Annotated in this window: 25 protein-coding genes; 6 read left to right on the top strand and 19 right to left on the bottom strand. The window is 63.3% G+C overall.

The features are described 5' to 3' along the window. Positions 1 to 66: 66 nt before the first annotated feature. Positions 67 to 810, top strand: a complete 744-nt coding sequence (locus F1609_RS21160; RefSeq protein ID WP_167078641.1) for an N-acyl amino acid synthase FeeM domain-containing protein — start codon at positions 67 to 69, stop codon at positions 808 to 810. 12 nt (positions 811 to 822) lie between these two features. Then, complete coding sequence (locus F1609_RS21155; RefSeq protein ID WP_167078640.1) at positions 823 to 2,493, top strand: FAD-binding oxidoreductase; 1,671 nt, start codon at positions 823 to 825, stop codon at positions 2,491 to 2,493. A 271-nt stretch (positions 2,494 to 2,764) separates the two neighbouring features. Here F1609_RS21155 and prsT read toward each other — a convergent pair whose 3' ends face one another. Next, positions 2,765 to 5,548: an XrtA/PEP-CTERM system TPR-repeat protein PrsT gene (prsT, locus tag F1609_RS21150; RefSeq protein WP_167078639.1), complete on the bottom strand. Its 2,784-nt coding sequence runs from the start codon at positions 5,546 to 5,548 to the stop codon at positions 2,765 to 2,767. A gap of 349 nt (positions 5,549 to 5,897) precedes the next feature. Between prsT and F1609_RS21145 the strand changes: the two genes are divergently transcribed. The 3 genes from F1609_RS21145 (at position 5,898) to F1609_RS21135 (ending at position 9,023) form a co-directional block, all read left to right on the top strand. Further along, positions 5,898 to 6,956 (top strand): SDR family oxidoreductase, encoded by a 1,059-nt coding sequence (locus F1609_RS21145; protein ID WP_167078638.1) that lies wholly within the window; start codon positions 5,898 to 5,900, stop codon positions 6,954 to 6,956. Positions 6,957 to 7,257: 301 nt separating this feature from the next. Next, the gene (locus tag F1609_RS21140; RefSeq protein WP_167078637.1) at positions 7,258 to 7,761 is read left to right on the top strand and encodes a pyridoxamine 5'-phosphate oxidase family protein; all 504 of its coding nucleotides are present in this window, start codon (positions 7,258 to 7,260) and stop codon (positions 7,759 to 7,761) included. A 26-nt stretch (positions 7,762 to 7,787) separates the two neighbouring features. Continuing rightward, positions 7,788 to 9,023 (top strand): DUF445 domain-containing protein, encoded by a 1,236-nt coding sequence (locus F1609_RS21135; RefSeq protein ID WP_370661652.1) that lies wholly within the window; start codon positions 7,788 to 7,790, stop codon positions 9,021 to 9,023. Positions 9,024 to 9,045: 22 nt separating this feature from the next. On the opposite strand, the gene F1609_RS21130 is transcribed toward F1609_RS21135, so the two are convergent. The 3 genes from F1609_RS21130 to F1609_RS21120 form a co-directional block, all read right to left on the bottom strand. Then, positions 9,046 to 10,470, bottom strand: a complete 1,425-nt coding sequence (locus tag F1609_RS21130) for a DUF3999 family protein (protein WP_167078636.1) — start codon at positions 10,468 to 10,470, stop codon at positions 9,046 to 9,048. 17 nt (positions 10,471 to 10,487) lie between these two features. Beyond that, on the bottom strand, positions 10,488 to 13,808 hold the full coding sequence (locus F1609_RS21125) for a DUF2339 domain-containing protein (RefSeq protein ID WP_167078635.1): 3,321 nt from the start codon (positions 13,806 to 13,808) through the stop codon (positions 10,488 to 10,490). Positions 13,809 to 13,893: 85 nt separating this feature from the next. Next, positions 13,894 to 14,391 (bottom strand): arsinothricin resistance N-acetyltransferase ArsN1 family B, encoded by a 498-nt coding sequence (locus F1609_RS21120; RefSeq protein ID WP_187363093.1) that lies wholly within the window; start codon positions 14,389 to 14,391, stop codon positions 13,894 to 13,896. Between the two features lie 135 nt (positions 14,392 to 14,526). Here F1609_RS21120 and F1609_RS21115 point away from each other — a divergent pair, with 135 nt between their 5' ends. Continuing rightward, positions 14,527 to 15,306 carry a glutaminyl-peptide cyclotransferase gene (locus F1609_RS21115; RefSeq protein WP_167078634.1) on the top strand — a complete coding sequence of 260 codons (780 nt, stop codon included), beginning with the start codon at positions 14,527 to 14,529 and terminating at the stop codon, positions 15,304 to 15,306. Between the two features lie 6 nt (positions 15,307 to 15,312). On the opposite strand, the gene F1609_RS35080 is transcribed toward F1609_RS21115, so the two are convergent. From F1609_RS35080 to F1609_RS34305, 15 genes are all read right to left on the bottom strand, one after another. Next, complete coding sequence (locus F1609_RS35080) at positions 15,313 to 15,438, bottom strand: hypothetical protein (RefSeq protein ID WP_267876803.1); 126 nt, start codon at positions 15,436 to 15,438, stop codon at positions 15,313 to 15,315. A 3-nt stretch (positions 15,439 to 15,441) separates the two neighbouring features. After that, on the bottom strand, positions 15,442 to 16,593 hold the full coding sequence (locus F1609_RS21110; RefSeq protein ID WP_167078633.1) for a serine hydrolase domain-containing protein: 1,152 nt from the start codon (positions 16,591 to 16,593) through the stop codon (positions 15,442 to 15,444). A 97-nt stretch (positions 16,594 to 16,690) separates the two neighbouring features. Next, positions 16,691 to 18,121: an MbnB/TglH/ChrH family RiPP precursor modification enzyme gene (locus F1609_RS21105; protein ID WP_167078632.1), complete on the bottom strand. Its 1,431-nt coding sequence runs from the start codon at positions 18,119 to 18,121 to the stop codon at positions 16,691 to 16,693. 1 nt (position 18,122) lies between these two features. Then, a complete protein-coding gene (locus F1609_RS21100) occupies positions 18,123 to 18,383 on the bottom strand; it encodes a hypothetical protein (protein WP_167078631.1) in 261 nt (86 codons plus the stop codon). A 209-nt stretch (positions 18,384 to 18,592) separates the two neighbouring features. Next, positions 18,593 to 18,760, bottom strand: coding sequence for an ATP-grasp domain-containing protein (locus F1609_RS34165; protein WP_187363092.1), 168 nt, complete (start codon positions 18,758 to 18,760; stop codon positions 18,593 to 18,595). Between the two features lie 55 nt (positions 18,761 to 18,815). Next, positions 18,816 to 19,496: a hypothetical protein gene (locus tag F1609_RS21090; RefSeq protein ID WP_167078630.1), complete on the bottom strand. Its 681-nt coding sequence runs from the start codon at positions 19,494 to 19,496 to the stop codon at positions 18,816 to 18,818. A gap of 389 nt (positions 19,497 to 19,885) precedes the next feature. Further along, positions 19,886 to 21,022: a hypothetical protein gene (locus F1609_RS21085; RefSeq protein WP_167078629.1), complete on the bottom strand. Its 1,137-nt coding sequence runs from the start codon at positions 21,020 to 21,022 to the stop codon at positions 19,886 to 19,888. 271 nt (positions 21,023 to 21,293) lie between these two features. Beyond that, positions 21,294 to 21,650: an immunity protein PIM1 family protein gene (locus F1609_RS21080; protein ID WP_167078628.1), complete on the bottom strand. Its 357-nt coding sequence runs from the start codon at positions 21,648 to 21,650 to the stop codon at positions 21,294 to 21,296. A gap of 341 nt (positions 21,651 to 21,991) precedes the next feature. Further along, positions 21,992 to 22,741: an ATP-grasp domain-containing protein gene (locus F1609_RS21075; RefSeq protein WP_167078627.1), complete on the bottom strand. Its 750-nt coding sequence runs from the start codon at positions 22,739 to 22,741 to the stop codon at positions 21,992 to 21,994. A gap of 65 nt (positions 22,742 to 22,806) precedes the next feature. Then, on the bottom strand, positions 22,807 to 23,403 hold the full coding sequence (locus F1609_RS21070) for a hypothetical protein (protein ID WP_167078626.1): 597 nt from the start codon (positions 23,401 to 23,403) through the stop codon (positions 22,807 to 22,809). A 166-nt stretch (positions 23,404 to 23,569) separates the two neighbouring features. Beyond that, the gene (locus tag F1609_RS21065; RefSeq protein WP_229421986.1) at positions 23,570 to 24,154 is read right to left on the bottom strand and encodes a PEP-CTERM sorting domain-containing protein; all 585 of its coding nucleotides are present in this window, start codon (positions 24,152 to 24,154) and stop codon (positions 23,570 to 23,572) included. A gap of 386 nt (positions 24,155 to 24,540) precedes the next feature. Next, on the bottom strand, positions 24,541 to 24,753 hold the full coding sequence (locus tag F1609_RS21060) for a hypothetical protein (RefSeq protein WP_167078624.1): 213 nt from the start codon (positions 24,751 to 24,753) through the stop codon (positions 24,541 to 24,543). Positions 24,754 to 24,764: 11 nt separating this feature from the next. Further along, positions 24,765 to 24,959, bottom strand: coding sequence for a hypothetical protein (locus F1609_RS21055; protein WP_167078623.1), 195 nt, complete (start codon positions 24,957 to 24,959; stop codon positions 24,765 to 24,767). A 36-nt stretch (positions 24,960 to 24,995) separates the two neighbouring features. Further along, the gene (locus F1609_RS21050) at positions 24,996 to 25,289 is read right to left on the bottom strand and encodes a hypothetical protein (protein WP_167078622.1); all 294 of its coding nucleotides are present in this window, start codon (positions 25,287 to 25,289) and stop codon (positions 24,996 to 24,998) included. Between the two features lie 72 nt (positions 25,290 to 25,361). Further along, positions 25,362 to 25,702 (bottom strand): hypothetical protein (locus F1609_RS34305; protein ID WP_206752968.1); only part of this gene is annotated, 341 nt, incomplete at its 5' end.

The raw sequence follows: 25,702 nt of genomic DNA, 5'->3' as shown, positions 1-25,702 counted from the left end.
TGACTTACACAACTTTGCGCGCGGACCGGTAGGCGGACCGTGCGATCACGTGGAAGGAAGAGAGCCATGTTTCAAGACGATCTACCGATTGCAACCTTCGAGATGCCGGCGGGCTTGCGCGTGCCGGAACCGAGCGAGGCGCCTCCGGCGGCGGCCCACGAAGCGGGGCAGCAGTTGCAGGTTTTTCATATCCGGCTGGCCAATTCGGCCGGACGGCGCGAGGCCGCCAGCCTCTTGATCCGCAAGATGTACGGCTGGCGCGGCTATGCGTTCGAGCCCAGCCTGCAACACGATCCGAACAAGGTGACCCTGTACGCCGAAACCGGCGGAGTGCTGGTCGGCACCATGAGCTTGTGCCTGGACAGTGCATTCGGGCTGCCGGCCGATGACAATTTTCGCGACAGGCTCGACGCGCTGCGCAGCCAGGGCCGGCGCTTGTGCGAGCCGTCGCGGCTGGCGATCGACAAGGGCGTCACCAAGCGCGTGTTCGCCGCGCTGATCCATATTTCGTATCTGTACTCGCACAAGCTGCATGGATTTACCGATTACGTGATCGAAGTCAATCCACGCCACGTGATGTTCTATAAGCGCATGCTCGGTTTTTCCGACTTCGGCGGCGAGCGTCCGTGCAGCCGGGTCGGCGCGCCGGCGGTCCTGCTGCGCCTGCCGCTGGAAGAGATGGGCGTACAGATCCGCAAATGGGGCGGACTGATGGAGCAGCACGGCGAAGAGCGCTCCTTCTACCCGTACTTTTTTCCGGTGTGGGACGAACCGGGCATCAGCGCGCGCCTGAATGGCGGCCATCACTGACACGGGGGCGAAATGCACATTTTCGATGAGCAAAAATTCCGACACACCGGACCGTACGGGGCCGCGGTCGGACAGGACCGGCTGCTGGCGGCACTGGCCGCGATCGTCGGTCCGGCCCATGCCAGCGCTGAACTCGATGCGCTCAAGCGCTACAGTTGCAGCACCGCCGCGCGCGCCACCAGGCCGCTGGCGGTGGTCGCGCCCGCCACCGAGGCCGAGGTGGTGGCCGTGGTGCGGCTGGGTGCGGAGCTGGGCTTGCCGCTGTATCCGATCAGTACCGGGCGCAACTGGGGCTACGGCGACGCCTGCGCGGTGGGCGAGGCGCAGCTGATCGTCGACCTGGGCCGCATGAAGCGGATCATCACCGTGGACGCCGAGCTCGGTTACGCGGTGATCGAGCCGGGCGTGACCCAGCAGCAGTTGTCGGATTATTTACAGGCCGAACATCTGGACTGGTGGATCGATTGCACCGGCGCCGGTCCGGATACCAGCTTCATGGGCAATATCCTGGAACGCGGCTTCGGCCACTCGCCGTACGGCAACCGGCTGCAGCACGTGTCCGGCATGCGCGTCGTGCTGGCCAGCGGCGAGGTGCTCGACACCGGCTTCGGCCACTATCCGCAGGCCCGCGCCACCCACCTGTTTCCCTACGGCGTGGGGCCGTTCATCGATGGCATGTTCACCCAGTCGAATTTCGGCATCGTCACGCGCATCGGCATCTGGCTGGTGCCCGCCGCCGAGTGCGTGAACCATTTTCTGTGCTCGGTGTCTGAGCATGAAGACATCGGCGCGGTGGTCGACGCGCTGCGGCCGTTGCGCATGAACGGCACCTTGCGCAGCATTGTTCATATTGGCAATGACTTGCGCGTGATTTCCGGCGGGCGCGTGTTTCCGCGTGCGCTGGCGCCAGGCCAGTCCTGTCTTCCGCAGGCGCTGCGCGGCGCCCTGCGCGAGGCGGCGGCGATTGGCGCGTGGACCGTATCGGGCGCGCTGTATGGCAGCGCCGCGCAGGTGGCGGCGGCGCGGGCTGCGATCAAGACGGCCTTGCGCGGCACGCGCGCGCGCACCGCGTTCCTGAACGAGCGCAAGCTGCGCTGGGGCGGCGTGCTGGCGCGCATGCTCGGTTCATCGCGGGCCGGCCAGCGTCTGCGCGCGCAGGTCGGGCTGGGCGAAGCGCTGTTCGCGATGAACCGGGGCAAGCCGAACGGACGTTTTCTCGCGGGTGCCTACTGGCGACGGCGCGCGGCACTGCCGCCCGGCTTCCCGCAGCGGGCCGATCCGGCGCAGGACAATTGCGGCATGCTGTGGATCTCCCCGGTGCTGCCGATGCGCGGGGCCGATGTGCTGGAGTTGCACGCGCTGGTCGAACCGCTGTTCGCGGCGCATGGTGTCGATTTGTTCGTCACGTTCAGCATGATCAACGAGCGTTCGCTGGGCGCGGTACTGACGATTGCCTACGACAAGGAGGATGCCGATGAAGTGATGCGCGCCAGGCAGTGCTACCAGGCGGTGTTCGACAGCGTGATGGACGCCGGCTATATTCCTTATCGGGTCGGCAACCACTCGATGGGGCAGCTCGATCCGCACGGGGATGTGTACTGGAAGACGGTGGCGCGGATCAAGAAGGCGCTCGATCCCGCCGGGATCATTGCGCCGGGCCGGTACGAGCCGGGACGGACCTGAGGCCCGCCGCTTCGCTGGCCGCAGGATGCACGATGGCGACTTGCCATGGCGGCGCTACCGTGCAGCGTCGTTCGATGGCGATCGACGGCCGGCTGTGGCGTTGCGGCGCTGCCGCCCACGCCCGCCGCCGGCGATCGGTGGCATAAGATTGTGTGGCGACGCTGCGACGCGACGCCGGGTGCGGTGATGTCAACGCAGCGTCCGTGCGCCTGACTGGCTGGAATCATCGGGCCAGCCCTGGCGGACGGGCCCGGTCGCGCAAGGCGCCGGCCTACAGGGTACGCAGCAGGGCGGCGGCTTGTTCGTGATGCGCGGAACGCTGCGGCTTCGCAAGCAGGCGTTCGAGTTCGCGCCGCGCACCGCGTTTGTCGCCCGAACGCGCCAGCGCCATGCCCAGGTGGAAGTGAATATTGCCGGCCGCGGGCGCCAGCGCATTGGCTTTGCGCAGCAAGGGCACGGCGCGGGCGAAGTTGCCGCGCTCGACGTCAATCCAGCCGAGCGTGTCGAGGACGGCCGGGTTGCCAGGCGCCAGCGCATGCGCGCGCTCGGCGTAGGCTTGGGCGCGGGCATCGCCGCTCTGCTGGCAGGCCCAGGCGATGTCGTTGAGCGCAATAACGTTGTCGGGATCGGCCTTGAGGATGGCTTCCAGATGCGCGATGGCGCCCTTGTGGTCGTTCGCGACCAGCTTGCTGCTGGCATAGTACAGGCGCGCCGGCACATCGGCCGGATGCTCCTTGAACCACCGGGCCATGCGCGCGTCGGCGTCCGCAGCGCGCCCGAGCTTGTTGAGGGCGCCGTGGATCTGGATCAGCAGGCCACCGTCGGCCTTGCGGGCAAAGGCGCGTTCCCACGCGGCGAGGGCGGCCGCATGCTGCCCCTGGGCTGCATGGACGTCGCCTTCGAGCTTGTGTCCGGTTGCGGAATCGGGTGCGCCTTGCTGGGCGTCGAGCGCGACGGCGCGGGCGTCGGCAAATTTCTGTTGCCTGGTCAGCAGATTGACCAGGGTAATCCGGGCGTCGAACGAGGCCGGGTCGACGGCGATGGCCTGGCGCAGCAGGGTGAGCGCGGCGCTGTCGTCTTGCATCTCCACTTGCAACTTAGCCATCCGCAACAGTGGCGCGGGCGAGGCCGGGACCAGGGCTGCCAGGCGGCCGTAGGCTTCAATGGCGGCGTTCAGGTCGCCGTTGAGCACGTAGGCCTGGGCCAGCATCCCGGCCGCTTGCGGACTGGAGGGATTGGCGGTCTGGAGGGTGCGGGCAAGGCGCAGGGCTTTGTCCTTGCTGCCGGCGCGGGCATACATGTCGGCCAGACGCAGCGCCAGCGGCAGGGCGTCGGGCTCGATGTTGCGCGCGCGTTCCAGCCAGGCGATGGCGTCGCCCATCTTTCCTTCACGCTGCGCAAGGTCCGCCAGCGCGTCGAGCAGCGCAACGTCGCGCGGCGCTTTTTGCAACGCCGCTTCGTAGCGTTTGCGGGCGTCGGCCGGCTTGCCTTCGACCAGGTCGAGCTGGGCCAGGTTGGCCAGCGCGGGCAGGTACAGTGCTTCGAGCAGCAGTGCTTTGTCGAAACTGGCGCGTGCCAGGCCGGCCTCGCGCCGCGCCAGGTAAATACCGCCCTTGAGGTTCTGGACCAGTGGATTGTTGCCGCGTTGCTCCATATCCTTCACGGCCGCGAGCGCCTTGTCGGTGTCGTTGGCGCGCAGATGGGTCATGACCAGCAGTAAACCGGTGCGCGGCGCGCCGCCGTCGAGTGCGGAGGCGCGCTGCAATTCGGCGGCTGCGCGTCCGGTGTCGCCGCTGCCCAGGCGGCTTAATGCCAGCGAGGTGTGCAGCGAGGTGGCTTTCGGATCGAGCGCCAGGGCCTGTTCAAAGTAGGCGGTGGCGGGGCCGAACTTGAGCGCGCTCAAGCTCGCTTCGCCGGCCAGGGTCAGCAGTTCGAGGTCGGCGGGGTTTTTCTCGAGCAAGGGTGTGAGCAGGTCGAGGGCGGCCTGGGGGGCGTTGGCGCGGATGTGCAATGTACTCATCAGCTTGGTGGCGTACGGATCGCCGGGATAGGCGGCGAGAAATTTTTGCAGATGCTGCTCCGCCTGTCCGGTCGCCCCCAGGCCCAATTGCACGGCCCCGGAGAGCAAGATGGCGGGATAGTATTCTGGCGCGACGCGCAGCACTTGTTGCAGCGAAGCCAGGGAGGAGGTCAGTTTTTTCTCGCGAAAGTCGGCCATGGCCTCGGCGAACACCACCGGGAGCGAGGCCCCGGCCAGTTTGCGGGCGGCGCCCAGCGCCGCGCGCGCTTCCGGGAAACGCCCGGCGTCGCTGTGCAGGCTCGCCACGTCCAGCCGGGCTTGTACGTTGTACGGTTGCAGAGCCAGGATGCGCTCGTGCGCGGCCAATGCCTGTGCCGGCTTGCCGGCGGCGCGCTGCAAGTCGGCATGAAAACGCAGGCACTCAACGTGGTCCGGATGGGCGGCCAGGGCGCGCTTGATCAGTGCGGCGGCCTCGCCGTCCTGCTTACCGGCCAATGCCATGCGGGCCATGCCGAGCAGGGCGTCGGGCAAGTCCGGTTGCAGGCTGAGCGCTTGCGCGAACAGCGCGCCGGCCTGGACGCTGTCGCCGCTGGCGAGCAGGGCGTTCGCGCGCAGGGCCAGGATGGCGGGACGCTCGGCCGCCGGGGCGGTGGGGCCGATTTCGGCCAGCAAACGTTCATGCTGGCCCTGCATCAACATGGCCCGGCCCAGCAAGAGCGGCAGACCGGGTGCGGCCGCGCCGAGCTGGCGCGCGCGCCGCAATTCTTTCTCGGCCGAGGCCGCATCGCCTTGCTCGAGATACACTTCACCCAGCAACAGGCGCGCATCGCGGTCGCTACCATTTTTCTGAATGGCAGTTTTTAGCACGATCACCGCCGCCCGCCAATCACCCTTCACGCGAAGTTGCCTGGCCTCGGCCATCAGGGCGGCGGGGTCGCTCGACTTGCATCCGCCGAGCACGCCTGCCAACAGCAGGGCAAGCGTGATGGCCGCAGCGGCGAGCGAACGCGGCCAGCGGGAAATGGAATGGGACATGAGGTTCTCCTGACGCGCCAGGGTGCTGGCATCCTGCCTAGGGTAGGCAGTCGGCGTCGCAACTCATTGTGTTGCGTCAATATTTTGCGTCTGTGCAAATGACGATCTGATCGGCATGAAGTTGCTCAAAATCAAAATTTAGCACGCCGTGCTCCGTAGAATTTCCTGAGACGCCAGCGTGGTCGTGCCGGGATGGGCGTCGGCTTCCCCGGCGATGCAAGATAGTGCCGTTGCCGGTCTGTTGTTGCCGGTTTCCCGATCATTGGCATCCTGCCGGCCCCGCGCCGGTGCGATGTCGCTGTACGTGCAGGTTGGCCGCTGGTGCTGTCTGCCCTGCCTGGAGATGTTAATGCTGAGCACCCCCGAAAACAGGCGTTACCAGCAGGTCCTGTCGGACCTGCGCCAGACCCCGCACCACTGGCTCATCACCGGCGTGGCCGGTTTTGTCGGGTCGAATTTGCTGGAAACCTTGCTCAAGCTCGGCCAGCGCGTCACCGGCCTGGACAATCTGATGACCGGCTATCGCGCCAACCTGGCGCAAGTGCGCGCCGTAGTGCCGTCATCGGCCTGGGCGAATTTCGACTTCATCGAGGGCGATATCCGCTGCCTGGACAGTTGCCGGCGCGCCTGCCAGGGCGTCGACGTGGTGCTCCACCAGGCGGCGCTCGGTTCGGTCGGCCGCTCGATCGCCGATCCGATCCTGACCAGCGACGTCAACCTGATCGGTTTCCTGAACGTGCTGGTGGCCGCGCGCGACGCCAGGGTGCGGCGCGTCGTGTACGCCGCCTCGAGTGCGACCTACGGCGACCATCCAGACTTGCCCAAGGTGGAAGAGCATATCGGGCGGCCGCTCTCGCCGTACGCGCTCACCAAGCACGTCAATGAAGTGTATGCCGAGATGTTTGCGCGCTGCTACGCGCTGGACGCCATCGGGCTGCGCTACTTTAATGTGTTCGGGCCGCGCCAGGACCCGCGCGGCGAGTACGCGGCCGTGATTCCACAGTGGTTTTACGCCATGATCCACAACCATCCGCTGCATATCAATGGCGATGGCGACAGCAGCCGTGATTTCTGCTTTGTCGATAACGTGGTGCAGGCCAATCTGCTGGCGGCCCTGGTCGGCGATCCGGCGGCGGTCAACCAGGTGTATAACGTGGCGGTGAACGCGCGCACCAGCCTGAACGAACTGTACGCGATGATGCATGCGCTGCTGGCTGGCCGCTTCGCTCACCTGCAAGATTACAAGCCGGAATATGGCGCGTTCCGGGCAGGCGATGTGCGCCATTCGCAGGCCGACATTTCGAAAGCTGCGCGCCTGCTCGGTTACCAGCCCACGCACCGCCTGGAACAGGGCTTGCGGGAAGCGCTGGACTGGTATGTGGCGCATCTGGGCGCGCCGCGCGCCTAGTTTTCGGGCAAGCTGCCGCGCATGGCGCGCGTGAAAAGCGCGCGACCGGCATCTGCAGGAAGTCGCCGGCGTACTGGTCTTCAAAACGCGCGCGGACGCGTAAACACCCCCAGGCGCTCAATACGCAAACTGATACACATCAATGTGCGCAGTTGAACCAATGGGGAGTTTTACGAGCTGACGTAGTGAGAGACGGTGCGCGCCATGCTGCCCAATAAGTTCGCTTGCGCACAGAAGCACTAGAGTATTGCGATTACGATACAGTTTCTTAATAACCTAGAACTGCGTGAAGGAAAAGCCCATGTCAGCATATAACCATTCCGATCAAGTGGCTGAGTTGAAGTCCAAGATCAAGTCGATTCGCTTCGCCATGTTCACCACCGTAAACGAGCAGGGCCGCCTCGTGAGCCGTCCGATGACCAACCAGGAAACCGATACCGAAGGCAACCTGTGGTTCTACACCTCGACCGATACCGAACTGTGGGAAGACATCGTTTCCCGCCCTGAAGTCAATGTCAGCTTTGCCGAGCCGGAAGACCACACCTACGTGTCGGTCAGCGGGCGCGCCGAGCGCATCGTCGACCGCGCCACGATCAAGGCCATGTGGAACCCTGCGGTCCAGGCCTGGTATCCGCACGGCCCGGATGATCCGCACGTGGTGCTGGTGCGCGTGGTCTCGAGCAACGCCGAGTACTGGGATTCGACCGGCGGCAAGGTGGTCAGCCTGTTCGAAATGGCCAAGGCCGTCCTGACCGGCACCACGCCCGATGTGGATCCTGGCGAACACGGCACGATCAAGCTCTGAGTTTCAACCCTGATACGCCACGCTCCGTGCGTGAAAGCGAACAGCAGGCCGGGCTGACGCGCATGCGTCTGATCGCCACTGGCTTGCTGGTGGCGATGGCGGTGCTGTTCGTCGCCGCGCGTGTGCTCGAGCCGCGCCATGCGGCGTTTGCCTTCGTTGCCGCCTTCGCGGAAGCGGCGATGGTGGGCGCGATCGCCGACTGGTTCGCCGTGACCGCCTTGTTCCGCCATCCGCTCGGCTTGCCGATCCCGCATACCGCCATCATTCCGACCAATAAGGAAAAGATCGGGGAAAATCTCGGCAATTTTCTCGAAACAAATTTCATGAGCTACGATGTGGTGCACGCCGAACTGGTGCGCATCGACTTCGCCGGCTCGGCCGCGCATTGGCTGGCGCAACCGGCCAACAGCCGCGCCGTGGCCGACCAGGCCGTGAGCGCGGTGCCGGTGCTGCTGCGCATGATCGACGACAAGGATGCCGCCGGTTTCCTGCGTGAAGCGCTGTCCGGCGCGCTACAGGACGTCAAGCTGGCGCCGATCCTGTCGCAGGTGCTGTCGGTCTTGGTGGCCGGCCGTCAACACCATGTGCTGCTGGAACGCCTGCTCGGGCTCATTTCAAGCGCGCTGGAAGCACACCGGCCGTATATCCGCCAGAAGGTGCACGAACACAGCCCGCGCTGGTTGCCGCGCGCCATAGATGAAAAATTCTACGAGCGCCTGATGGAAGGGGTGCAAAATACGCTGGAAGAGATCCAGGGCGAAGACAGCGAATGGCGCGTGCGTTTCCAGGCCGCCACCGAAGAGCTGATCGAGAACCTGGCGCATTCGCCGGAATACGAGGAAAAGCTGCGCAGCCTGCTGGAAAGCAGCCTGAACCACCCGCTGTTCCGCACCTATGTGGGCCAGGTGTGGGAAGACGTGCGCGACCGCCTGCTGGCCGATGCCGAATCGGACGATTCGCAGCTCTCGGCGCACCTGCAATCGGCCTTGCAGGCGTTCAGCCGCGCGCTTGAGCGCAATCCGGCGATCCAGCAGCGCATCAACGACTGGCTGCGCACCTTTGCGGCAGAGACCATCGTCTCCAAGCGCGAACTGATCATCGCCCTGGTGCGGCGCGTGATCCGCAGCTGGGATGCCGACACCATCGCCCGCAAGTTCGAGCTGCACGTGGGGCGCGACCTGCAATACATCCGCATCAACGGCACCATCGTCGGCGGGCTGGTGGGGCTGGCGCTGCATTGCGTGTCGCTGTTGTTCACCTGAGGCCCACCGTTCGCGGGCCCGACTATTTCATCTGTTTGACCAGGCGCCAGGCCATGAAGCCCAAGACGCCCACGCCCGCCAGCAGCGCCCCCCACAGGGCGAACATGCGGGTGCGCGCGGCGGCGGCCGCTTTATCGGCGGCGCCAGGCCCCTCTGCAACAGCGGCCGTGGCCGTTTGCAGCGGCCCCGCCACCGCGCTTTCGAGGGCGGCGATTTCGGTGGGACTGAAACCGGGCGCCACCTGCGCCAGCGAACTGGCGCCCGGCTTGGCGTCGGCGCGTCCAAAGGCCAGCCGGTAGGGTGGCTTGCCATTGGCCAGAAACACCAGCGTGGACGGCGTCCATGACAGGCCCAGGCTCGGTGCTGGCGCTCCCGCTGCTTCCGTGCGCAGCACCCATTCGGCCTGGTGCGCCGGCGTGATGCCGATATCGCCCGAGGCGCGCCGCTTTCCGCCCTGGGTCAGCTGATAGAACGTGGCGGCGGCCAGCGGTTCGAACTGCCAGGTGCTGGTCTTGCCGCCCTGGGGATCGGGCAATTCAACGTAACGGCCGAGCTGGGCCGGCATCACCACGTTCTGTTCGCCCAGGTCGACGCCGATGCGCTGCACCGGAATGGCGACCGAGGCCGGATATACATGGTCTGTGACAAAACGCCCGGGCTTCGGCTGGATCAGCAGGCGCTCCACCTGCGGCGCCAGCGCTGTGTCCAACGGCGACTCGGCGGTAATGGCGGCGAACTGCAGCGGCTTGCCCTGGCGCCAGCTCAGGCGCGCATAACGGAAGGCGCGCGCCTCGAACTCCATGCGGTCGCTGGACAGGGTTTCGGAACGCTCGTTGACCAGCCAGGACAGGTCGGTCTCGCCGGCCGTATCCCAGTGCTTGAGATCGTCGCTCACTTCGAGTACCACGCGCGCGTTGTAGCTGCTCACGCCGGCCGGCAAGGTAAACCGCAGGGCATCGATAGTGGCGGCCGCGGCATTCGCACCGAGGTCGAGCACCAGCGTGTCGATGCCGCCAGCGGGCGTGCCCGCGGCCGGCCGCGCGCGCGCACTGACCGACAGCACGGTGCCGTCGCCGGAGCGCTGCACTGCGATATCGGTGTCGGCCAGCGAGCCGGCCGGACGCGTCGTTTGCACCCCGAACAGGCGCACCGGCAGGTCGCGCCGCGAGCGCTCGGCGCGCGGCAGCGGTTCCTGCAAGCTGAACGCCAGCTTGTTACCCTGCGCATCGAACAGGCGCAGGTCGCGCAAGTCGACCGTGCGGGCGTGCAGGTACACGTCCTTGGGCAGGCGCAGCTGGACCACCGATTCCTTGCCGCTGACGGTCAGCGGCAGGACATGGCGGTAGTCGCCCGGCAGGTCGGTCGCCGGGGCGTCGGCCAGCGCCACGGGAGAACTGGCTGCGGCCAGCGCCGCCAGGCAAAGCGAGGCAAGAGGTGAGTTGGACATCGACATGGATCCTTGGTTCATTGCGCCGGTGCTTCCGGCGCGGTTTCTGGTTGCGTTGGGAACGGTGCAATATAGCCGATCACGAGCATCAGCAAGCCGACCCCGACAAAGCTGACGATGCGCGCCATCCCGGCCACATTCGACAGGTCGATCAGGAACAGCTTGCCGACCACCACGCCGAGCAGCAGCGCGCCAATCACCCACTGCTTGCGCGATGCCTGCTTTGCAGCGCGCCACATCAGCACCAGGGCCGAAATGCTCCACACCAGCGACAGCATGGCCTGGATGAACTGCGAGGCGAACAGTTGGTCGACGTTGTACGGAATGCCCAGATAATGCGCCGCCGTGCGCAGCAGCATCAGGTTGAACCAGGCATAGCCGGCCCAGGCCAGCAGCGCCGGCACGCGCGCCAGCACGGCGCGCTCCTCGCCGGTACCTGCGTCCATCAGGCGCATGCGGTAGCACGCCACCGCCAGCACCATGGCAAAGCCGCTGGTCAGGTCGAGGGGATTAAGCACCGGCAGGTAGGGCAGGGGCGCCATGGCGCCATCTTGCGTCAGGTTCCAGACGGCGGCCAGCATCAGCGACCAGCCGGTCGCCAGCGGGATCAGGGTGGCGCGGTGCCAGCTGGCGACCGGGGCCGCAGGCCACTTGCCGGCGCGGGCGCGGGCGATCAGCCAGACGATGGCCAGCATCATCAGCCAGGCCGGGATGAAGCGCGCCCAGCTGCCGCTGGTTTGCCAGCCGGCCTGGCTCAGCAGCAGCGCATCGGCGTCGTCGACCCCGAACAACCAGCGCGATACCGCGATCGAGACGGCCGGCCAGATCATCAGCCATGGGCCGGCGGTGCGCACGGTGTGCAGCACCTGTAACCATGGCGCGGCGAGGTTCCAGCCGCTGGCGGGCCAGCGCTTGAGCATGTATTCCGAGGTCAGCCACAGGCAGGCCAGCGCCACGCCGGCTTCGAACGCCACCGTGTCGCCGCCGTACAGCACTGCCAGGATCCAGACCGTGGCCACGGCCAGGCCGGCCCAGGCGGCGGCGCTGAACCAGCGCAGCGCCGGCCACGCCAGGCGCCTGGCCAGCGCCGCGAACGCCAGCGCCGAGAGCGACAGCGCCACGCCATAGGCGTACAGCATGGCGGTGTCGCGCGAGTAGCCGCCGCCGATCAGCTGGTAGTTGCGGGTGGCCCACACGCAGAACAGCACCAGCACCGGCACGAACCACCACCCCGCCGACCAGGCCAGCATGATGCGCGACAGTACCGCTTGTTGCGGCTGCGGCCCGCGTTGCATGGCCCAGCTGCTGAAAATGGCGCCGGCGAAAATCAGCAGCGCTGCCAGGAATGGCGTGCGCAACAGGTTCGCGTCGGGCTCGAACGCGACCAGCAGCATGATGCAGATCAGCATGGCCAGGACCGCGCCGGCCACCACCTGCACGGCCAGCGCCAGGGCGCGCGCCAGCGGCCACTGCATGCGTTTGGCGATGAACGCCAGGATCATCGATGCCACCAGGGCACTGGCGGCCATCAGGCTTGCTTGGGTGGCGCCGCTGGTGCGCAGCACCGCTTCGGTCCAGGCACCGGCGACCAGCCAGATCGCCGCCACGGTCAGGAAAGCGCCGCCGAGCCAGCGCGGCAGCGGCGACGGGATGTCGGCCTCGCGCGAGCGGAAGTTGGTGGCCATCAGGAAGGCGGTGCCGGTCAACAGCAGGAAGCCGAGCCACAGGTTGGCCTCGGCCGCGTCGGCGCCGATGCCGGTGATCGCCGCCAGGAAGGAAATCCAGGCGCCGGCTTGCACCAGCAGCCCGAACGCGCAGGTGAGCGCCTGGCGCTGGCGCAGGCCGACCCAGACCACGCCGGCGCCTTCCAGCGCCCAGGCGGCCGAGGTCCAGCGTCCGTCCAGGGCGAACGGCAGGGCCAGGGTGCCGAACACCAGGCCCATGGACAGGAAGGATTCGACCATCAGCCTGAAATTCTGCGCGCCGCGCCGCCACATGACCAGCGCGACCGTGGTGTAGAACAAGCCCAGGCCGAGCGCCGAGAAGGCCACGCCGAAGCGGGTGTCTTTGACCATGCCGTACTGCAGGCCGAAGGCGACCAGCGGCACGCCGAACACCAGGGTGGCGTCGACGTAGTTTTTCAGTGCGCTCGCCTGGCGCGTGGCGTAGGCCACCGCGATGGCGACGTAGAACAGCACGAAGACGATCAGGAACAGCTGGGTGGACAGATAGTTTTCGGGGACGTAGCGCAGCACGCCCCACGCGGTGCCGATGACGAAGGTGAAGGCAAAGCCAATCAGGTTGAGCGAACGCCAGGCGCGCTTGAGCGCAATGGCGAGGATGCCGGCATTTAACAAGGTGTAGTACGAGAACAGTCCGATGTGGCTGCCCTGGCCGGTGGAAGTCATGATCGGCGCCAGGAAGCCCCCGGTTATGCCGAACACGGCCAGCCAGAAGGCGTTTTGCAGCACCGCCAGCAGGCAGGTAAAGAAGGTCAGCGCGAACAGCAGGCCGAACGCCATGCCGCCCGGAATCAGATCATACATGCGGAAGGCGGCGAAGGTGACCAGCATCAGGATGCCCAGCGCCGCCCCCTGCACCGGCAGGCCGATGCCGCGCCGGCTGTCGCGGATGCGCCAGCCCCAGACCAGCAGGGCGATATCGGCGATGACAATACCGGCCAGGCGCAGTTCGATCGGCACGATGTTGCGTTCGACCGCGTATTTGAGCAGGAAGCTGACGCCGATGAACAGGATCAGCAAGCCGAGCTTGGCGACCAGGTTGCCACTGAACATCCATTTTTTCGCCGCCGTGATCCAGGCCGGCGCGGTATCACTGCGATCCGTGTACGTTACGGGGCGTGCCGGCGCAGGCGCGGGGGCCACGGGCGCGCTGCTGACAGTAGCCGGCTCGGCGGGGCGGGGTGCGAGCGGAGCAGGAGTGGCCGGCACCGGCCCGGCAGGCCGAGGCGCGAGCGGAGCGGGGGTGACAGTGGCCGCCTCGGCAGGGCGAGGCGCACGAGGCGCGGGAGCCGGCGTTGGCGCCGGCTGGGGCGCCGGCACCACCGCTTCGGCGGCGTCGCCGCCGGCGGCCATGCGCGCCGCCCTGGCCGCTCTGGCAGCCTGGTTACGCAGCAGCACGTCCTGCACCGCCGTTGCCGTCGTGCTCTCTGCGGCGGGGTCCGTGCGGCGGTTGACGTTATCCCTGAGCGCGACAACTTCCGCCGTCAGTTCCGCCAGCGTAATTTCAAGCGAATCTACCCGCCTTCGGGCATCCCCTCTTGCTCTGAGGAAGTGCACGTAGGACGCCACCACCAGCAATAACAAAAATACATCCATCGGTTTTCCTTGGGTTGCATACTAGGCAATTTTGCATATTATCATTCCCAAGAGAAACCGCTACTGTTCAATTTTTGGTGGCTTGTTACGCCTCCCCGAGTTTCAGCTCCCAATACCCGACGTCGATCCAGCGCCCGAACTTGAAGCCGACTTCGCTGAAGTGGGCGACTTTCCTGAAGCCGAGTTTTTCGTGCAGCGCCACGCTGGCCGGGTTGGGCTGCGCGATGCCGCCGATGACCATATGAAAGCCGCCCTCGCCCAGGCGCGCCAGCAAGGCGGCGTACAGCGCCGCCCCGTGGCCCTTGCCGCCGTGGCCGGGCAACAGGTAGATTGAACTCTCGACCGCGAAGCGGTAGGCGTGGCGCACGCGCCATTTGGTGGCGTAGGCGTAGCCGGCGATGGTGTCGCCATCGGTCAGCACCAGGAAGGGCAGGGCGCCCGCCTGGATGTCGGCAATGCGGCTGGCCATGGCCGGTTCGCTGACGCTTTCTTCTTCGAATGAAATGGCGGTGCTGAGAATGTAGTGGTTATAGATCGAGACAATTGCGCCGGCGTCGACGGCTTCGGCATCGCGAATGTTCAAGCAGGACTCCCATGGTGATTGATGGTTTTTCGGGCAGCGCCATTGCTGCGACGCTGTTCCCGCCCAATTGTATTAGTATTCATGCCTTGAGAAACGGTATGAAGACTGTTTCACCGCTCCGACCCGAGGTGTTATTTGAAGAGATTAATCAACTTGGCCGCCAGTTTGCTGCTGGCCGGCGCCGCTGCAGGTGCAGCAGAGGCGGCCATTCCCGTGTACGGCTTCCTTGTCAAAAATACGTACCCGCACGATACGGATGCGTTTACCCAGGGCTTGTTTTACACCGACGGCGTTCTGTACGAAAGCACGGGCCTGAACGGCAAGTCCTCGGTGCGCAAGACCGACCTGAAAACCGGCAAGGTGCTGATGAAGACCGACATCGCGCCCGACTACTTCGGCGAAGGCATCACCGATGTCGGCAACACCATTGTCGGGCTGACCTGGACCTCGCACGTCGGTTTCGTGTTCGACAAGGCCACGTTGAAGATGAAGCAGACCTTTTCGTATCCCGGCGAGGGCTGGGGCCTGGCCAATAACGGCACCGATGTGTTCATGAGCGACGGCACCGCCGTCATTCGCGTGCTCAGCCCCAAGACGCTGGCGGAGGTGCGGCGCATCCAGGTGACGGCCGACGGCAAGCCGATCGACCGTCTCAACGAGATGGAATGGGTCGACGGCGAACTGTATGCCAATGTGTGGGGGTCGGACGTGATCGCGCGCATCGACCCGGCCAGCGGCAAGGTGGTCGGCTGGATCGACCTGGCCGGCCTGCTCGACGAAAAGAGCCGCGCTAGCGGCGCGGTCGATGTGCTGAACGGGATCGCTTACGACAGCAAGAAGAAGCGCCTGTTTGTCACTGGCAAATTGTGGCCGAAGCTGTTCGAGATCGAACTGGTGCGGCGCCAACCGCGTTGAGCGTCATCAAGCGCGGGAAAACCGGTCGCCGGTAGCGCGCGCCAGGGTGAAATCGCGCCAGCCGCCGGGTGGGTCCCATTCGCCGGCGCCGCGCAGCACGCCCGGAAGCGCGGGCTTCGGTGGCGTCGTCATGCGTTACAGGCAGATACGCAGCGTGTTGCAGAGCACATTGAGCAGGTCGGTACCCAGGATCGGCGACTGGAAGACGGTGTGCTGTCGCGGCAGGATTTTCTGTGCCAATGGCGGCGCCAGTTCCAGCCCATTTTCGCTGTTGGTCAGCATCACAAAGCCGTCGCCGCTGCGCACCGAGGCCATGGCGAAGGCGCGATAACCGGTGTTGTTTCCCCAATGCCAAATGGTCGCATCGTCCCGCCCGCGCTCCATGCCCCAGCCCAATCCCCAGCTGATCCCCAAGGCTGGATCGACAGCGACAGGGGACGCGGTCGACTGTGTCAGCAGGGCGTCATCGTTCATCAGCGCGACCAGGAATTTTGCGTAGTCGGCGGCGCTGGTGTGGAGCGAAAAGGCGGCGTTCGGGTTGGTCAGCGTCATCGCCGCCCTTGGCGCGCCATTCGCTTTGGTCCCCGGCAGCAGGTTTTTGGCGACGCGCTCATTGCATGCATAGTCGCTGTGGTTCATGCCCAGGGGCTGGAATACCTGCGCAGCCATGAATCGGTCCAGCGGCTGGCCGGTGACGCTTTCCACCGCGCGCTGCAACAGCACGTAGCCTTCGCCCGAATAATTCCATGTGGTGCCGGGAGCGGTGCCGACACGCAGTACGCCGGAGGTCCAGTTCGGCAAGCCCGAGGTGTGGTTCAGCACCATGCGGATGGTAATGGCCGCCAGTTGCGGGTCGGTGACCAGATCGGATGGTTCGGGCGTTAACAGGTTGCGCTGGTGCCGGTAACCTTGCGGCAAATATGTCATGACCGGCGTGTCGAGATCGAGTTTGCCTTGCGCTACCAGTTTCAGCACCGCGTAGGCAAACACCGGTTTGCTGAGCGACGCCGCCTGAAAAACGCTGTCCGGCGCAAGCGTGGCCGGCGGCGCGCAAGCGCTCGCCGTCTCGATCGACGCAAGCTGGCGGTCCCTGATGACAGCGACCACTACGCCGCAAACATGGTGCCGTTCAGCGAGAACCTGCAAGGTCTCTGGCTGGTGCAGGGGCGCAGGAGCAGGACAACCAGGCCAGGCGCACCCTGCCAGCAAGACCGACAGCAGCACGACGGGAAGCCGCGCCGCCGATAAAACACGTCGCCTGGACGGCGGCACGCGTGAGGATGGCATTGAGCCCTTTCAATCATCAAAACACCCGGCATCCTAAAGTATCCCGAAGCGGGGTTCAAGTCGAGTTTTGATGAGCGCAGGCGCTGGTCGGCGCGATCTATGGCTCGATCGTCAGCGCAAAATCGCCATGATCGGCAAAGTCGGGCATGCGCGCCTGGCGCAAGGCCATCAGCAGCGGCAGCGGCGAACAGGTAAAGCGCACGGTTTTATGCTGTGCGTACATGCGCACCTGGTGCGATGCCAGTTCGAACGCCAGCACCTCGTCCAGATGCGGAATGGCGAGCCCCTGGGTGCGCAGGAATTCGGCGAAATTAAGCGCTTCTTCGGTCGCAAACGGTTCCGGCGGGCGGGTTTTCCAGAAGGCCCGCAGCAGCGATAAAAATGCCGGCTCGCCGAGGCTGAGCACAATCAGGCGGTAGCTGAGCGTCATCGAATCGACAATGGTCCCGCTGCGCACCGCCGCCACCAGTTGGCGCAGGACGGCCACGCCATTGTCGGCATCGAACACCTGCGCAAACGGCGCGTCCGCGTCGGATTCGAGCACGCGGCCGGCCAGTGCGCGCTCCCACTCGGTTGGCGACGGCAAGGCGCTGTCGGCGGCCGTAATGGTGCGCGCCATGGGGCGCGGCGTGCCGCATGCCACCTGGAGCGACTTGCTGCGCTCGTTCCAGAGCTGGCGCAAGTCGCGCAGTTGCGCCGTCAGTTCGCCCTGGCCGATGGTGCGCGCCGACATATACGCGGGCACGATCTCGAACAAGAGCGCCTTCAGATTGGGCAGCCGCGGCAGTACCTTGTGTGCCAGCTGCATCAGCTCCGGCGGCACCAGGCCGGAATGGGCGTCGAGATAATACCCGTCCAGGTGGTCGCCGCCGGCCAGGTGGACTTCGCACACCCGCTCGAGCGGCATGTCGTCGAGCGCCGCCAGCACGCCCTGGCGCCCATTGCGCTCGTTGCACCAGAGGTTATGCAGGTCGAGCAAGATGGCGCAATCGGCTTCTTCGGCGATGGCGCCGAAGAAGGCGCCGTCCGACATTTCGCCGGGGAGCGGGCGCAGGTAGTTGACGCCGGTTTCGAAGGCGAACGGCACCGGCAATTGCGCGCTCAGGGCGCGGATGTTGGACGCGGCCAGCGCCACGCTTTGCGCGCTTTGCAGGGGCGGGAGCAAGAAGCCGGTATTGAACATGCCTGCGGCGCCATCGACCCGCGAAAAACTCAGGTGCTCGCTGGCCCAGGAAGCGCCCAGCGCCTTGATCACATCGACAAACAGCGCCACCTGGTCCGGCTCGGGCGCCACGCTGCCGCCGACCGGAAAACCGATGCCATGCACCAGTTTGGGATGCGGATCGGCGCACAGCTGCGCCAGGGCGCCGGTATTGACTGCGTACGGCACCGCGGCCGCCGCCGACTTGAACCAGAGCGGCTGGGGTTCGATTTCGATGACGTCGATCAGCTCGTGCGCGGCCTCGATGAAGGCTTCGAGGCCGGGCAGGCAGACCATGCCGACGCCCAGTTCGGGCAGCTCGCGCATGTCAGGGCGAGAGCTGGTCTTGCGCCAGCCCGGTTGCCTGCACCGCCAGGTTGGCGTCGACGATGAAGCGGCGCTGGATATCGTAGCGGATATCGAAGCCGGAGGTGCAGGCCGGGCAGCCAAGCTGGCCGAGCAGCTCTTTCTGGACGCGCTGGAACTGGTCCAGGTCGAAATACACCTGGCTCGGCACCGAGACGCTGACGCTGCGGTTGACGGGTTGTGCGGCCAGGGTGGTACGCAGATCGACGGCGTTGGTATCCATGACGTGACGCTCCTGTATGTGGGTGATGTGTCTCCTCGGAAAATGCGGCGCATTTCCCCGACAGCAGGGCCTCCAGCGTTAATGCTGAGGCTGGCTGTTGTTCAAAGTATAGGCATCCGCCTTCACTCACCCTGCATCAAGTGCAGCGTCTTTGCGCAGCGTCAAAGGCAGGTGCGGTATGCCTTTGATTTGCGACATTTTGGACGTTTTTAACGACGACCCTTATTGTCCAGCTTGATGGAGGCGCGCTGCAAGACCGCCAGCACCCGGGCCGGGTTGCAGCCATAGAGGCCTGCGCCCCAAGCCGCGTTCTGCTCCACGCAGGCCCAGCCGAGGCTGGCGATGGCGCCGGCATCGACCACGGTGGCGGCCGGCAAGGGCTGCGCTGCAGTCCGATCGCGGCCGCTGTCGCCCCAAACCGGAAGTTCAGGTTTACCGAAGCAGCCTCTCGCAAACCTTCGCCAGGACCTCTGGCAAAGACGACTCGTGCAGATCTACGCTCACTGATTCGGCGACACACTCGAACGTCACATCATGAAACCCGAAAAAGTAGTGTGACAGTCGGCGCCACCGTTCTGGCGCATACCCGTCATGAACCGAGTTGATGCGCTGAAGCTCTGCGATCCACGCAGAGTTTTCGATTCGCATGGGACGATACCCCTCAAGCCCCTTTCCGTAGAGCGGGTGGCCATGTAGCACCTCGTCATTGGGAGATCCCATCATCGTCGATACGCAGCCCTTGAACTCCACCACAGCCAATTGAAAGGCGGCAGGGCTGTCGGGGCGACGAATGTTCACGGATGACCCGTCCCAACTCGGATCGGCATCCCGAACGAAGAAAATCAGGAACGCCTGATAGTCGTTCTGAAGAAGATGGGGTAGCGGAGCTCCTGTGTCCCACAGCACCGGAAGCTCAACGGGCACGGCGTATGCCTGGTTTTGGGCAGCAGCGAGCGCACGCTCAGCGACGAGCTCTGCCTTGACAGCAGCATGGAACTCTTCCCATTCTCCGCCTTTGTGCTTCGGCGCAAGTGCTATTGCAGCGGCTTCGCGCCGTTTGCCAGCAGCTTCAAGCGTTTCTTGTAGTTGATAAATTTGATCGGTAGATAGCATGTGAAATCAAACCTGTAATAGATCGAAAAAACGACGAGTTAATATGGACGTCAGCGATATAACATCGCATGCTGTGAAGCGAAAATGTCACTTGCCCGACGGCGCGGGGTCTGGTAGGGAGAGGAGGGGCGCCCGGGGGAAAAGCACGCTAAGCCTACGGCGCAACGTAGAAGGTCTTCCAGCCCGCATGGAAGGCCGCTTACGCCCCGAAGCGGACGGTCATAAAATATCACCGCTTTCGAAAATGAACGCACCGCCGTTCGCCGACTGTTGGAATTGTACTTGACGGCTCTGCGGCTGCCGCTCCATTGCGGAGCTTCGCGCCGCCCCTCGAGCCGCCCCTCGCCATCCGTTAGATCGCTTTACAAATCAACGCTACGGCAGCGGGATCATGCACCATGTCGCTGCATTTGACCAAACACTTCGTGTGCCGCAAGCCTGGCAGCGGCGTCTTGCTCCGTACTTAGCCGGTCGAGATTGACGCCATCGCGACCAGCGACATAGGCAGACCCACCAACATCGTCGTCGTAGCCGGAACCATCCTCGTGAATCGCGAAGTACGCATCCTCGGCCAGATCCGTCCCCACGAGCTGCGAGAGATACACCCACATCCAGCAACGGAGCAGATCATCTTGATCGTGTTTCTCGATAAGCTGGAGCATGGCATCCGTGTCCCCTCTCTCGGCAGCAACGGTCAACCAATGCTTGGCATCGGTAGAACGCCCGATGCGCTCGGCGATAGCGGCCACTACTGCCGGGTCTGCGTCAACATCGCGCCGCGACTGCTCGAAGAAGGACGGGTCATCAAACCCGTCAGCCAAGTCGAGAAGCGCTTGCTGATTGCCCAGTCGACCAGCCTCTCGAAGATGGCGTAAGTGCTTTTCTGTTCGCGTGAGACGAGCCTCGTACGCTTCGGCCCATTCCTTTTCCACCCCGATAAGCACGCGACCTTGTTGCCCCTGCGCGTGCCAGTAGGCGCTCCCAGGGTCAGCTTCGTCGTCTTCATTGTCGGGGGCATTGATCAGTGCGAGCGCGTAATGGGCCAGGGCATGTCCCTTACTGGCGGCCGCTTCCAGAGCGCTCCCCAAGACCTGTCCGAATCCAACGTTGTCAGCAGGATCGGATAGATCGTCCTGGTCGTCGCTGAACAGCCTGTTTGCTTCGCCTGCGAGGTAATCGTCTTGATTGGGGGGCTCGCCTCGGAGGCAGCGGATTAACGACGACATGCTTGCGACACCAATCTGGCGCTGAGCCAGGAAGGATTCCAGCACGGCCGGGATCAGAACCGCTTTGTCAGGTTGAAATCCAAGTTCGATGCAACGCCGCGTGATTAACGCGCGTTGAGGTGGCACCGGTGTGTCGTTCTGGCGAAGTTGCATGAATACGGTATCAACACCGAATGCGGCGTATGAATTGAAGCCGAAGCAAGCTGCCAACAGCTCGTATACATGGGCTCGCTTGAATATGCCTCTGGTGTTGACTTGAAGGTGTTGCTGCGCGGCGTACGCGAGTTCCCTGATTGTCATGAAAAACCTTTCCTAAATGCCACGCCGATGTCGGGTCAGGCGCACACGTTTAAGACCCCGACGACGAGGCTCAAAAGAGAAGTTTTCAGTGAGAGTGAGGCAAGGCCTTTTTTTACTCGTGTGCAAGTAAGGTGGGCACCTTGCACAATTCTATACCGCCGCCTTTGTCACGTCTACACAAGCGTATGCATTGTCGTTCCGGCGCTCGACTGGAAGAACGGCGTCGCCTGCGCAGCGCCAGCCAGTGCATTGGGTGTCTATCTCCATCTGGCTACGTTGGAAAAATACCATGGACATACGAATCCCATAGCCGGCGGATGAAAGCAATATCAGCGCCATGGAGATTGGCCTGGGTAATGAGATCAAAATCATCGGAAACATAGGCGGCCAAGTCTGGATTGGCCGTTAGTCGAAACACGGTCTGAAAGACCGCTTCCCTCACCTCCATGGTCGCCGTCTCGTCTACCGGATAGCCGACCGCCAGCTTTTCGTTGCTCTCAAGCCAGTCGGCATCGAAGGCGGGACTGTCTCTTGCGTCGAGCGCTGCATCCCAGTCGCGCTCCTGCCCGAAAATTCGTTCGAAAAATACGCCGTCGTTGATCTTGCCTAAAATGTCGCTGGTTTGCATCGCTTCTCCTATAAGCCCTTACATGGTGGATCCACAGTGTGGGCCGACGGAGACTCTTTTTCGAGAACAACGAGAGATCGTCTTTGTTAACTCTCCGCAGCTTGAGGGTTACACCTGGAAATCTACTTACATCAAAATGACGTATTTTCATGGTTTCGCGAGTAGGTGTCACACCGGATTTTTGATCCAGCAGTATTCCACTGGCATTCCATGTCAGTTTACAACGCCTGCTGATGACCGAAAGCGGAAGTTCTTCGCGGCCAGTTGGCAGTCGGAGGTTAGATATCGTTTTGAAAGCGGCTTGCGGTCTGGGTCTTTGATTTGCGACATTCTGGACGTTGTTAACGACGATCCTTGTTGTCCAGCTTGATGGAGGCGCGTTGCAAGACCTCCAGCACCTGGGACGGGTCGCAGCCGTAGATGCCTGCGCCCCAGGCCGCGTTTTGCTCCACGCAGGCCCAGCCGAGGCCGGCGATCGTGCCGACATCGACCACGGTGGCGGCCGGCAAGTCGACAGCCGGATCGGCCAGCAGGCGCCCAATGAATTCCTGCACTTGGGCATCTTCTTCGGGGGTGCTGTGGAAGTCGGCATCGCGCTGCAACTCGCCCGCGCGCGCATAGACCGAGAAGGTACGCAGGGTGCGGTCGAGGATGAAGCAGCGAAATTCCTTTTCCCAGGTGACGACATCGGACACCAGCACCGGCATGTCGTCGTCGTATTCCGTTGGTAGATCGGCGCCCTTGTAGACGGCGGCCGGGAAACTCTTGTCGTTGGGCGGCTTGACGAACGCCGGCGCCGTTAGCTGGCGCGCCTGCCCGAGCGTGCTCAGCGAAATGGCGCGTTTGCGGTAGGCGAACGGCAGCCGCACCAGCCAGTCTTCCGGCGGACCCAGCAGGTCCAGACCCAGTTCGGCAGCGAGCGCGGGGCCGAACAGTGCTTCGCCGTACAACACCGGCTCGGACAGCGTTTGCAGCGCGGCCGGCACGCGCCAGCTGACCAGGCGCTCGACTTGCCAGCCAAGTGCGGCGGCGGCTTTCCACAGTGCTTGGGCGTCGTCGGTGTAGCGGGGCGTGAGGATCAGGGTCGGCATGGTGCAAGGTTCGGGAGTGGCTGTTCGGGATAAGGCGGGCTGCGCCGCGTTTCAACGTAGCAATTCTAGCCTTCCGCCAGTCTCTGCGCGCAATCGTCGAACTGCTGCGTAATCAACGCGTCCAACTCCTTGTTGGGGAAGCTGTTTTCATCGGATGACACAGTGGCGATCTCGGCCAGTGTGCAGGCGCGCCGTGCCTCAGGGGACAAGCCCATGGAATCGGGCGGGATGATGTTGACCAGTGTTTCGAGCTTCCAGACGTTGTAAGCGCCCTGGTCCTGGTCGAAATACAGGCTGCCAAACAAACCATTGCGGTCGAAATACCAGTACTCGTAGACGTCGTCGCTGATGCATCGCTCGCCGAAAACGATGTAGTTTTCGTTGATTATTTTGGCCGATTCCGCGTCGATCACGTCCAGCTCCGTGCGTCCTCCCCACACGTCGTGAATATATCCAAGCAGTCCGACGGCTGGCTTGGTACCGGCGACCGCATGCAGCCAGGTCAGCAGCGTGCTCACCGGGTATAGCTGTACCGTATTCCAGGTCTGGCAGTGCGAAGCGTGTTTAAATGCGCCGCACTGCTGGTACAGTTCCTTTAACGGTTCGTCAGGAATCCTGACAAGGCGTTCGTTCAGTTCTTCAATCTGGTCGCGCGTCAGCATGGTGGAAACTTGGTATTAAATGGCCATTATAGATTGGTGCATCCGGTTTGGTCAGGCTCGATAAGCTGCTGCGCCTCGGGGTAATTTCATATACTGGTGATGCATAGCCGAGCTCACTATGCGGCATGCCAGCGCCGGCAGGCTGCTTGCATGCCGCGCGACTGCATTACGGCAGTTTGCGTTCCCGGCGGCGGCGCGCGGCGGCGCCGAGCACGGTCAGGCCTCCCAGCAGCATCGCATACGTAGCCGGCTCGGGCACTGCGGCGATGACGCCCGAGGTCAGGTCCAGGCTCACATTGCGGGTGTGCAGCTCCCATCCCGGATAGCCCCACGCATTGGTGTACATGCGCACCGTGACGCCGGCGCCCCATTGGGCGTTGTCGAGCGCGGCATTCAAGCCGGCAAAGTCTGCGGGGTTTGAGGTCAGGGAGTAAAGTTCCGTCTTCCACTCGTGATTGGCACCGGCCACATGCAGGGAATAGATCTGGGTTTCGCCTGCAAACAGCCTGACGGATACACCGTTGTCTGGATTCTCGCCGCCCCATCCCTGGTCGATTAATGTGACCGATGAGTTGAGGCTGATGATATCGACGATGTCCGATTGAAGGGAAAAACGGCCGATTTCAAAGTTTCCGGGGTTGGACATCCAGGATTGGTCCGTATCGGAGGCGGTCAGCGTATAGGTAGCCGCCGCCGCCGAGAGCGGCAAACTCAGTGCAGCGACGGTAAGTGCGGTCAGTAGCTTGTTCATGTACGACGTCATGACTGTCTCCAATAAGGTTGGCCAAATGGCGGTACCAGTATGGAGGGGAAGGTCACAATTAATACATTGATAAAATTGATCGAATTTCATTTGTCAATACAGGATTAACGTAATTATTCTCTCGTGGATATTTTAATTTCCCTATCATATTTTAATTTGTGTGTATGTCATGATTTATTGGCGCCGGCGGAGCGTCTTATTTCACAGTGCAACGCATTTGGCCATTAAGCCAACATGAGTTTCCTGAAAATAATAATTTTGACCTCGACGAGGAGTAAAAAGAATGGTGAAGCTGTGGTATTTTTGTACCAGCGCAGTGAAATGGCGCCACAGTTCGCCTCCTGTCGCCGCGCTCATCGAGACAATTCACGTGGTCAGAACGTGTTCGTAGCGCGCCGCCAGTGCATCTCGTTGCGCCGAAGTGGGGGTGATAGCATCAAGCCAGATGCGTTTTTAGCGACGGCAGCGCCGACAGAGGTTTGCTCGGCCATGGCGTCGTCGAACTGCCAACCCTCCAGACGGCCTGGTTTTACGACGTCGAGCACATCCAGCACGCGCAATCCAGGAATCGAAACGACGTGGCGCATCGCAGTACGCGTCACTCGCACCACAGCCACACATGGTCGACCGACGGCAAGGAAGACAGGCCCGTGGCAATGCGCGCAGTCAGCTTGGGCATCTTGGTCAGGCAAAGCTTGCCGATCGGGCCATTTTGGGCGAGTGAGCGCAAATCGGCTGCGCTGATGGTCCCCTCAAGATTCACGATGTTGTCGTTCGTAATCTGAGTCGTCATGAGTGTGGTCAGGAGTCTCCGGGTATTGATGAAATGTCAGTCAAGAATGATGATCCAGACTTTGATGTCGGGATGAACTCTTTTAAGCTCGCTCAGGAAGGCGCTCAGGTTTTCCGATTCTTCGCGGATTACCATACTCATTCGTGCCCAGCCTGCGAATGTGATCGATATTGGCAGCGCTGATGCAGGCAGTCCGCAAATGAGATCCCGCAGGATGTGCCAGGTGAATTCCCGGCCGAGGGGGATACCAAACGCCTGTGCAATGGTCTGGCGCACGTAGAGCGCCGAGCGAGCGTAGGTCAGGTCGATCCTTAAATTGTCGTTGCGCATGTCGGTATTCATTCATTAAACAGCCCATCAATACTAGTCTGAGCGTGTGCGGCCACGAGAGACTGTAAAAACCTAGTCCACATCCCTGAGCCAGCCTCTTTGATCTAAATAATGTTTCACTTCCCCGAATGGCGCGTCTGACACATGATAAAGGTAAGCGAACGCATAGAGCGAGCTCACGCATTTTTCATGAATGGCATTCAGATCGTCCAAAATATGTTGAGGAAGATTCTCCAGGCTGTGCACCGAATTCTCGGGTGGAATACTTCTTCCGGTCGCCGCTAGCAGTCTGCGCGGCAGACAGTTTTTTCGCTGAGCATGCCAGGCGCGTCTTCGCCGCCGTCGATAGCGATTCACTTTCGCGTGCGAAAGTCGAATGAAATAGAAGCTTCCGGCCTCGAATTGGGCGATTT

Origin of the sequence: Massilia aquatica (genome assembly GCF_011682045.1) — a bacterium.
GTDB lineage: Bacteria > Pseudomonadota > Gammaproteobacteria > Burkholderiales > Burkholderiaceae_D > Telluria_A > Telluria_A aquatica.
Note: the sequence above shows the minus strand (reverse complement) of the source record. Positions and strands in the feature narration are given on the sequence as shown.

Excerpts from the sequence above, each read along its gene's own strand:
- F1609_RS21055 (WP_167078623.1), bottom strand. The coding sequence starts at position 24,959 with ATGACGACTCAGATTACGAACGACAACATCGTGAATCTTGAGGGGACC.
- F1609_RS21080 (WP_167078628.1), bottom strand. The coding sequence starts at position 21,650 with ATGCAAACCAGCGACATTTTAGGCAAGATCAACGACGGCGTATTTTTC.
- F1609_RS21085 (WP_167078629.1), bottom strand. The coding sequence starts at position 21,022 with ATGACAATCAGGGAACTCGCGTACGCCGCGCAGCAACACCTTCAAGTC.
- prsT (WP_167078639.1), bottom strand. The coding sequence starts at position 5,548 with ATGTCCCATTCCATTTCCCGCTGGCCGCGTTCGCTCGCCGCTGCGGCC.
- F1609_RS21155 (WP_167078640.1), top strand. The coding sequence starts at position 823 with ATGCACATTTTCGATGAGCAAAAATTCCGACACACCGGACCGTACGGG.
- F1609_RS35080 (WP_267876803.1), bottom strand. The coding sequence starts at position 15,438 with ATGACGACGCCACCGAAGCCCGCGCTTCCGGGCGTGCTGCGCGGCGCC.
- F1609_RS21075 (WP_167078627.1), bottom strand. The coding sequence starts at position 22,741 with ATGCCGACCCTGATCCTCACGCCCCGCTACACCGACGACGCCCAAGCA.
- F1609_RS21125 (WP_167078635.1), bottom strand. The coding sequence starts at position 13,808 with ATGGATGTATTTTTGTTATTGCTGGTGGTGGCGTCCTACGTGCACTTC.
- F1609_RS21110 (WP_167078633.1), bottom strand. The coding sequence starts at position 16,593 with ATGCCATCCTCACGCGTGCCGCCGTCCAGGCGACGTGTTTTATCGGCG.
- F1609_RS21105 (WP_167078632.1), bottom strand. The coding sequence starts at position 18,121 with ATGCGCGAGCTGCCCGAACTGGGCGTCGGCATGGTCTGCCTGCCCGGC.
- F1609_RS21060 (WP_167078624.1), bottom strand. The coding sequence starts at position 24,753 with ATGCGCCACGTCGTTTCGATTCCTGGATTGCGCGTGCTGGATGTGCTC.
- F1609_RS21090 (WP_167078630.1), bottom strand. The coding sequence starts at position 19,496 with ATGCTATCTACCGATCAAATTTATCAACTACAAGAAACGCTTGAAGCT.
- F1609_RS21130 (WP_167078636.1), bottom strand. The coding sequence starts at position 10,470 with ATGTCCAACTCACCTCTTGCCTCGCTTTGCCTGGCGGCGCTGGCCGCA.
- F1609_RS21065 (WP_229421986.1), bottom strand. The coding sequence starts at position 24,154 with ATGAACAAGCTACTGACCGCACTTACCGTCGCTGCACTGAGTTTGCCG.
- F1609_RS21070 (WP_167078626.1), bottom strand. The coding sequence starts at position 23,403 with ATGCTGACGCGCGACCAGATTGAAGAACTGAACGAACGCCTTGTCAGG.
- F1609_RS21145 (WP_167078638.1), top strand. The coding sequence starts at position 5,898 with ATGCTGAGCACCCCCGAAAACAGGCGTTACCAGCAGGTCCTGTCGGAC.
- F1609_RS21140 (WP_167078637.1), top strand. The coding sequence starts at position 7,258 with ATGTCAGCATATAACCATTCCGATCAAGTGGCTGAGTTGAAGTCCAAG.
- F1609_RS21100 (WP_167078631.1), bottom strand. The coding sequence starts at position 18,383 with ATGGATACCAACGCCGTCGATCTGCGTACCACCCTGGCCGCACAACCC.
- F1609_RS21050 (WP_167078622.1), bottom strand. The coding sequence starts at position 25,289 with ATGCGCAACGACAATTTAAGGATCGACCTGACCTACGCTCGCTCGGCG.
- F1609_RS21160 (WP_167078641.1), top strand. The coding sequence starts at position 67 with ATGTTTCAAGACGATCTACCGATTGCAACCTTCGAGATGCCGGCGGGC.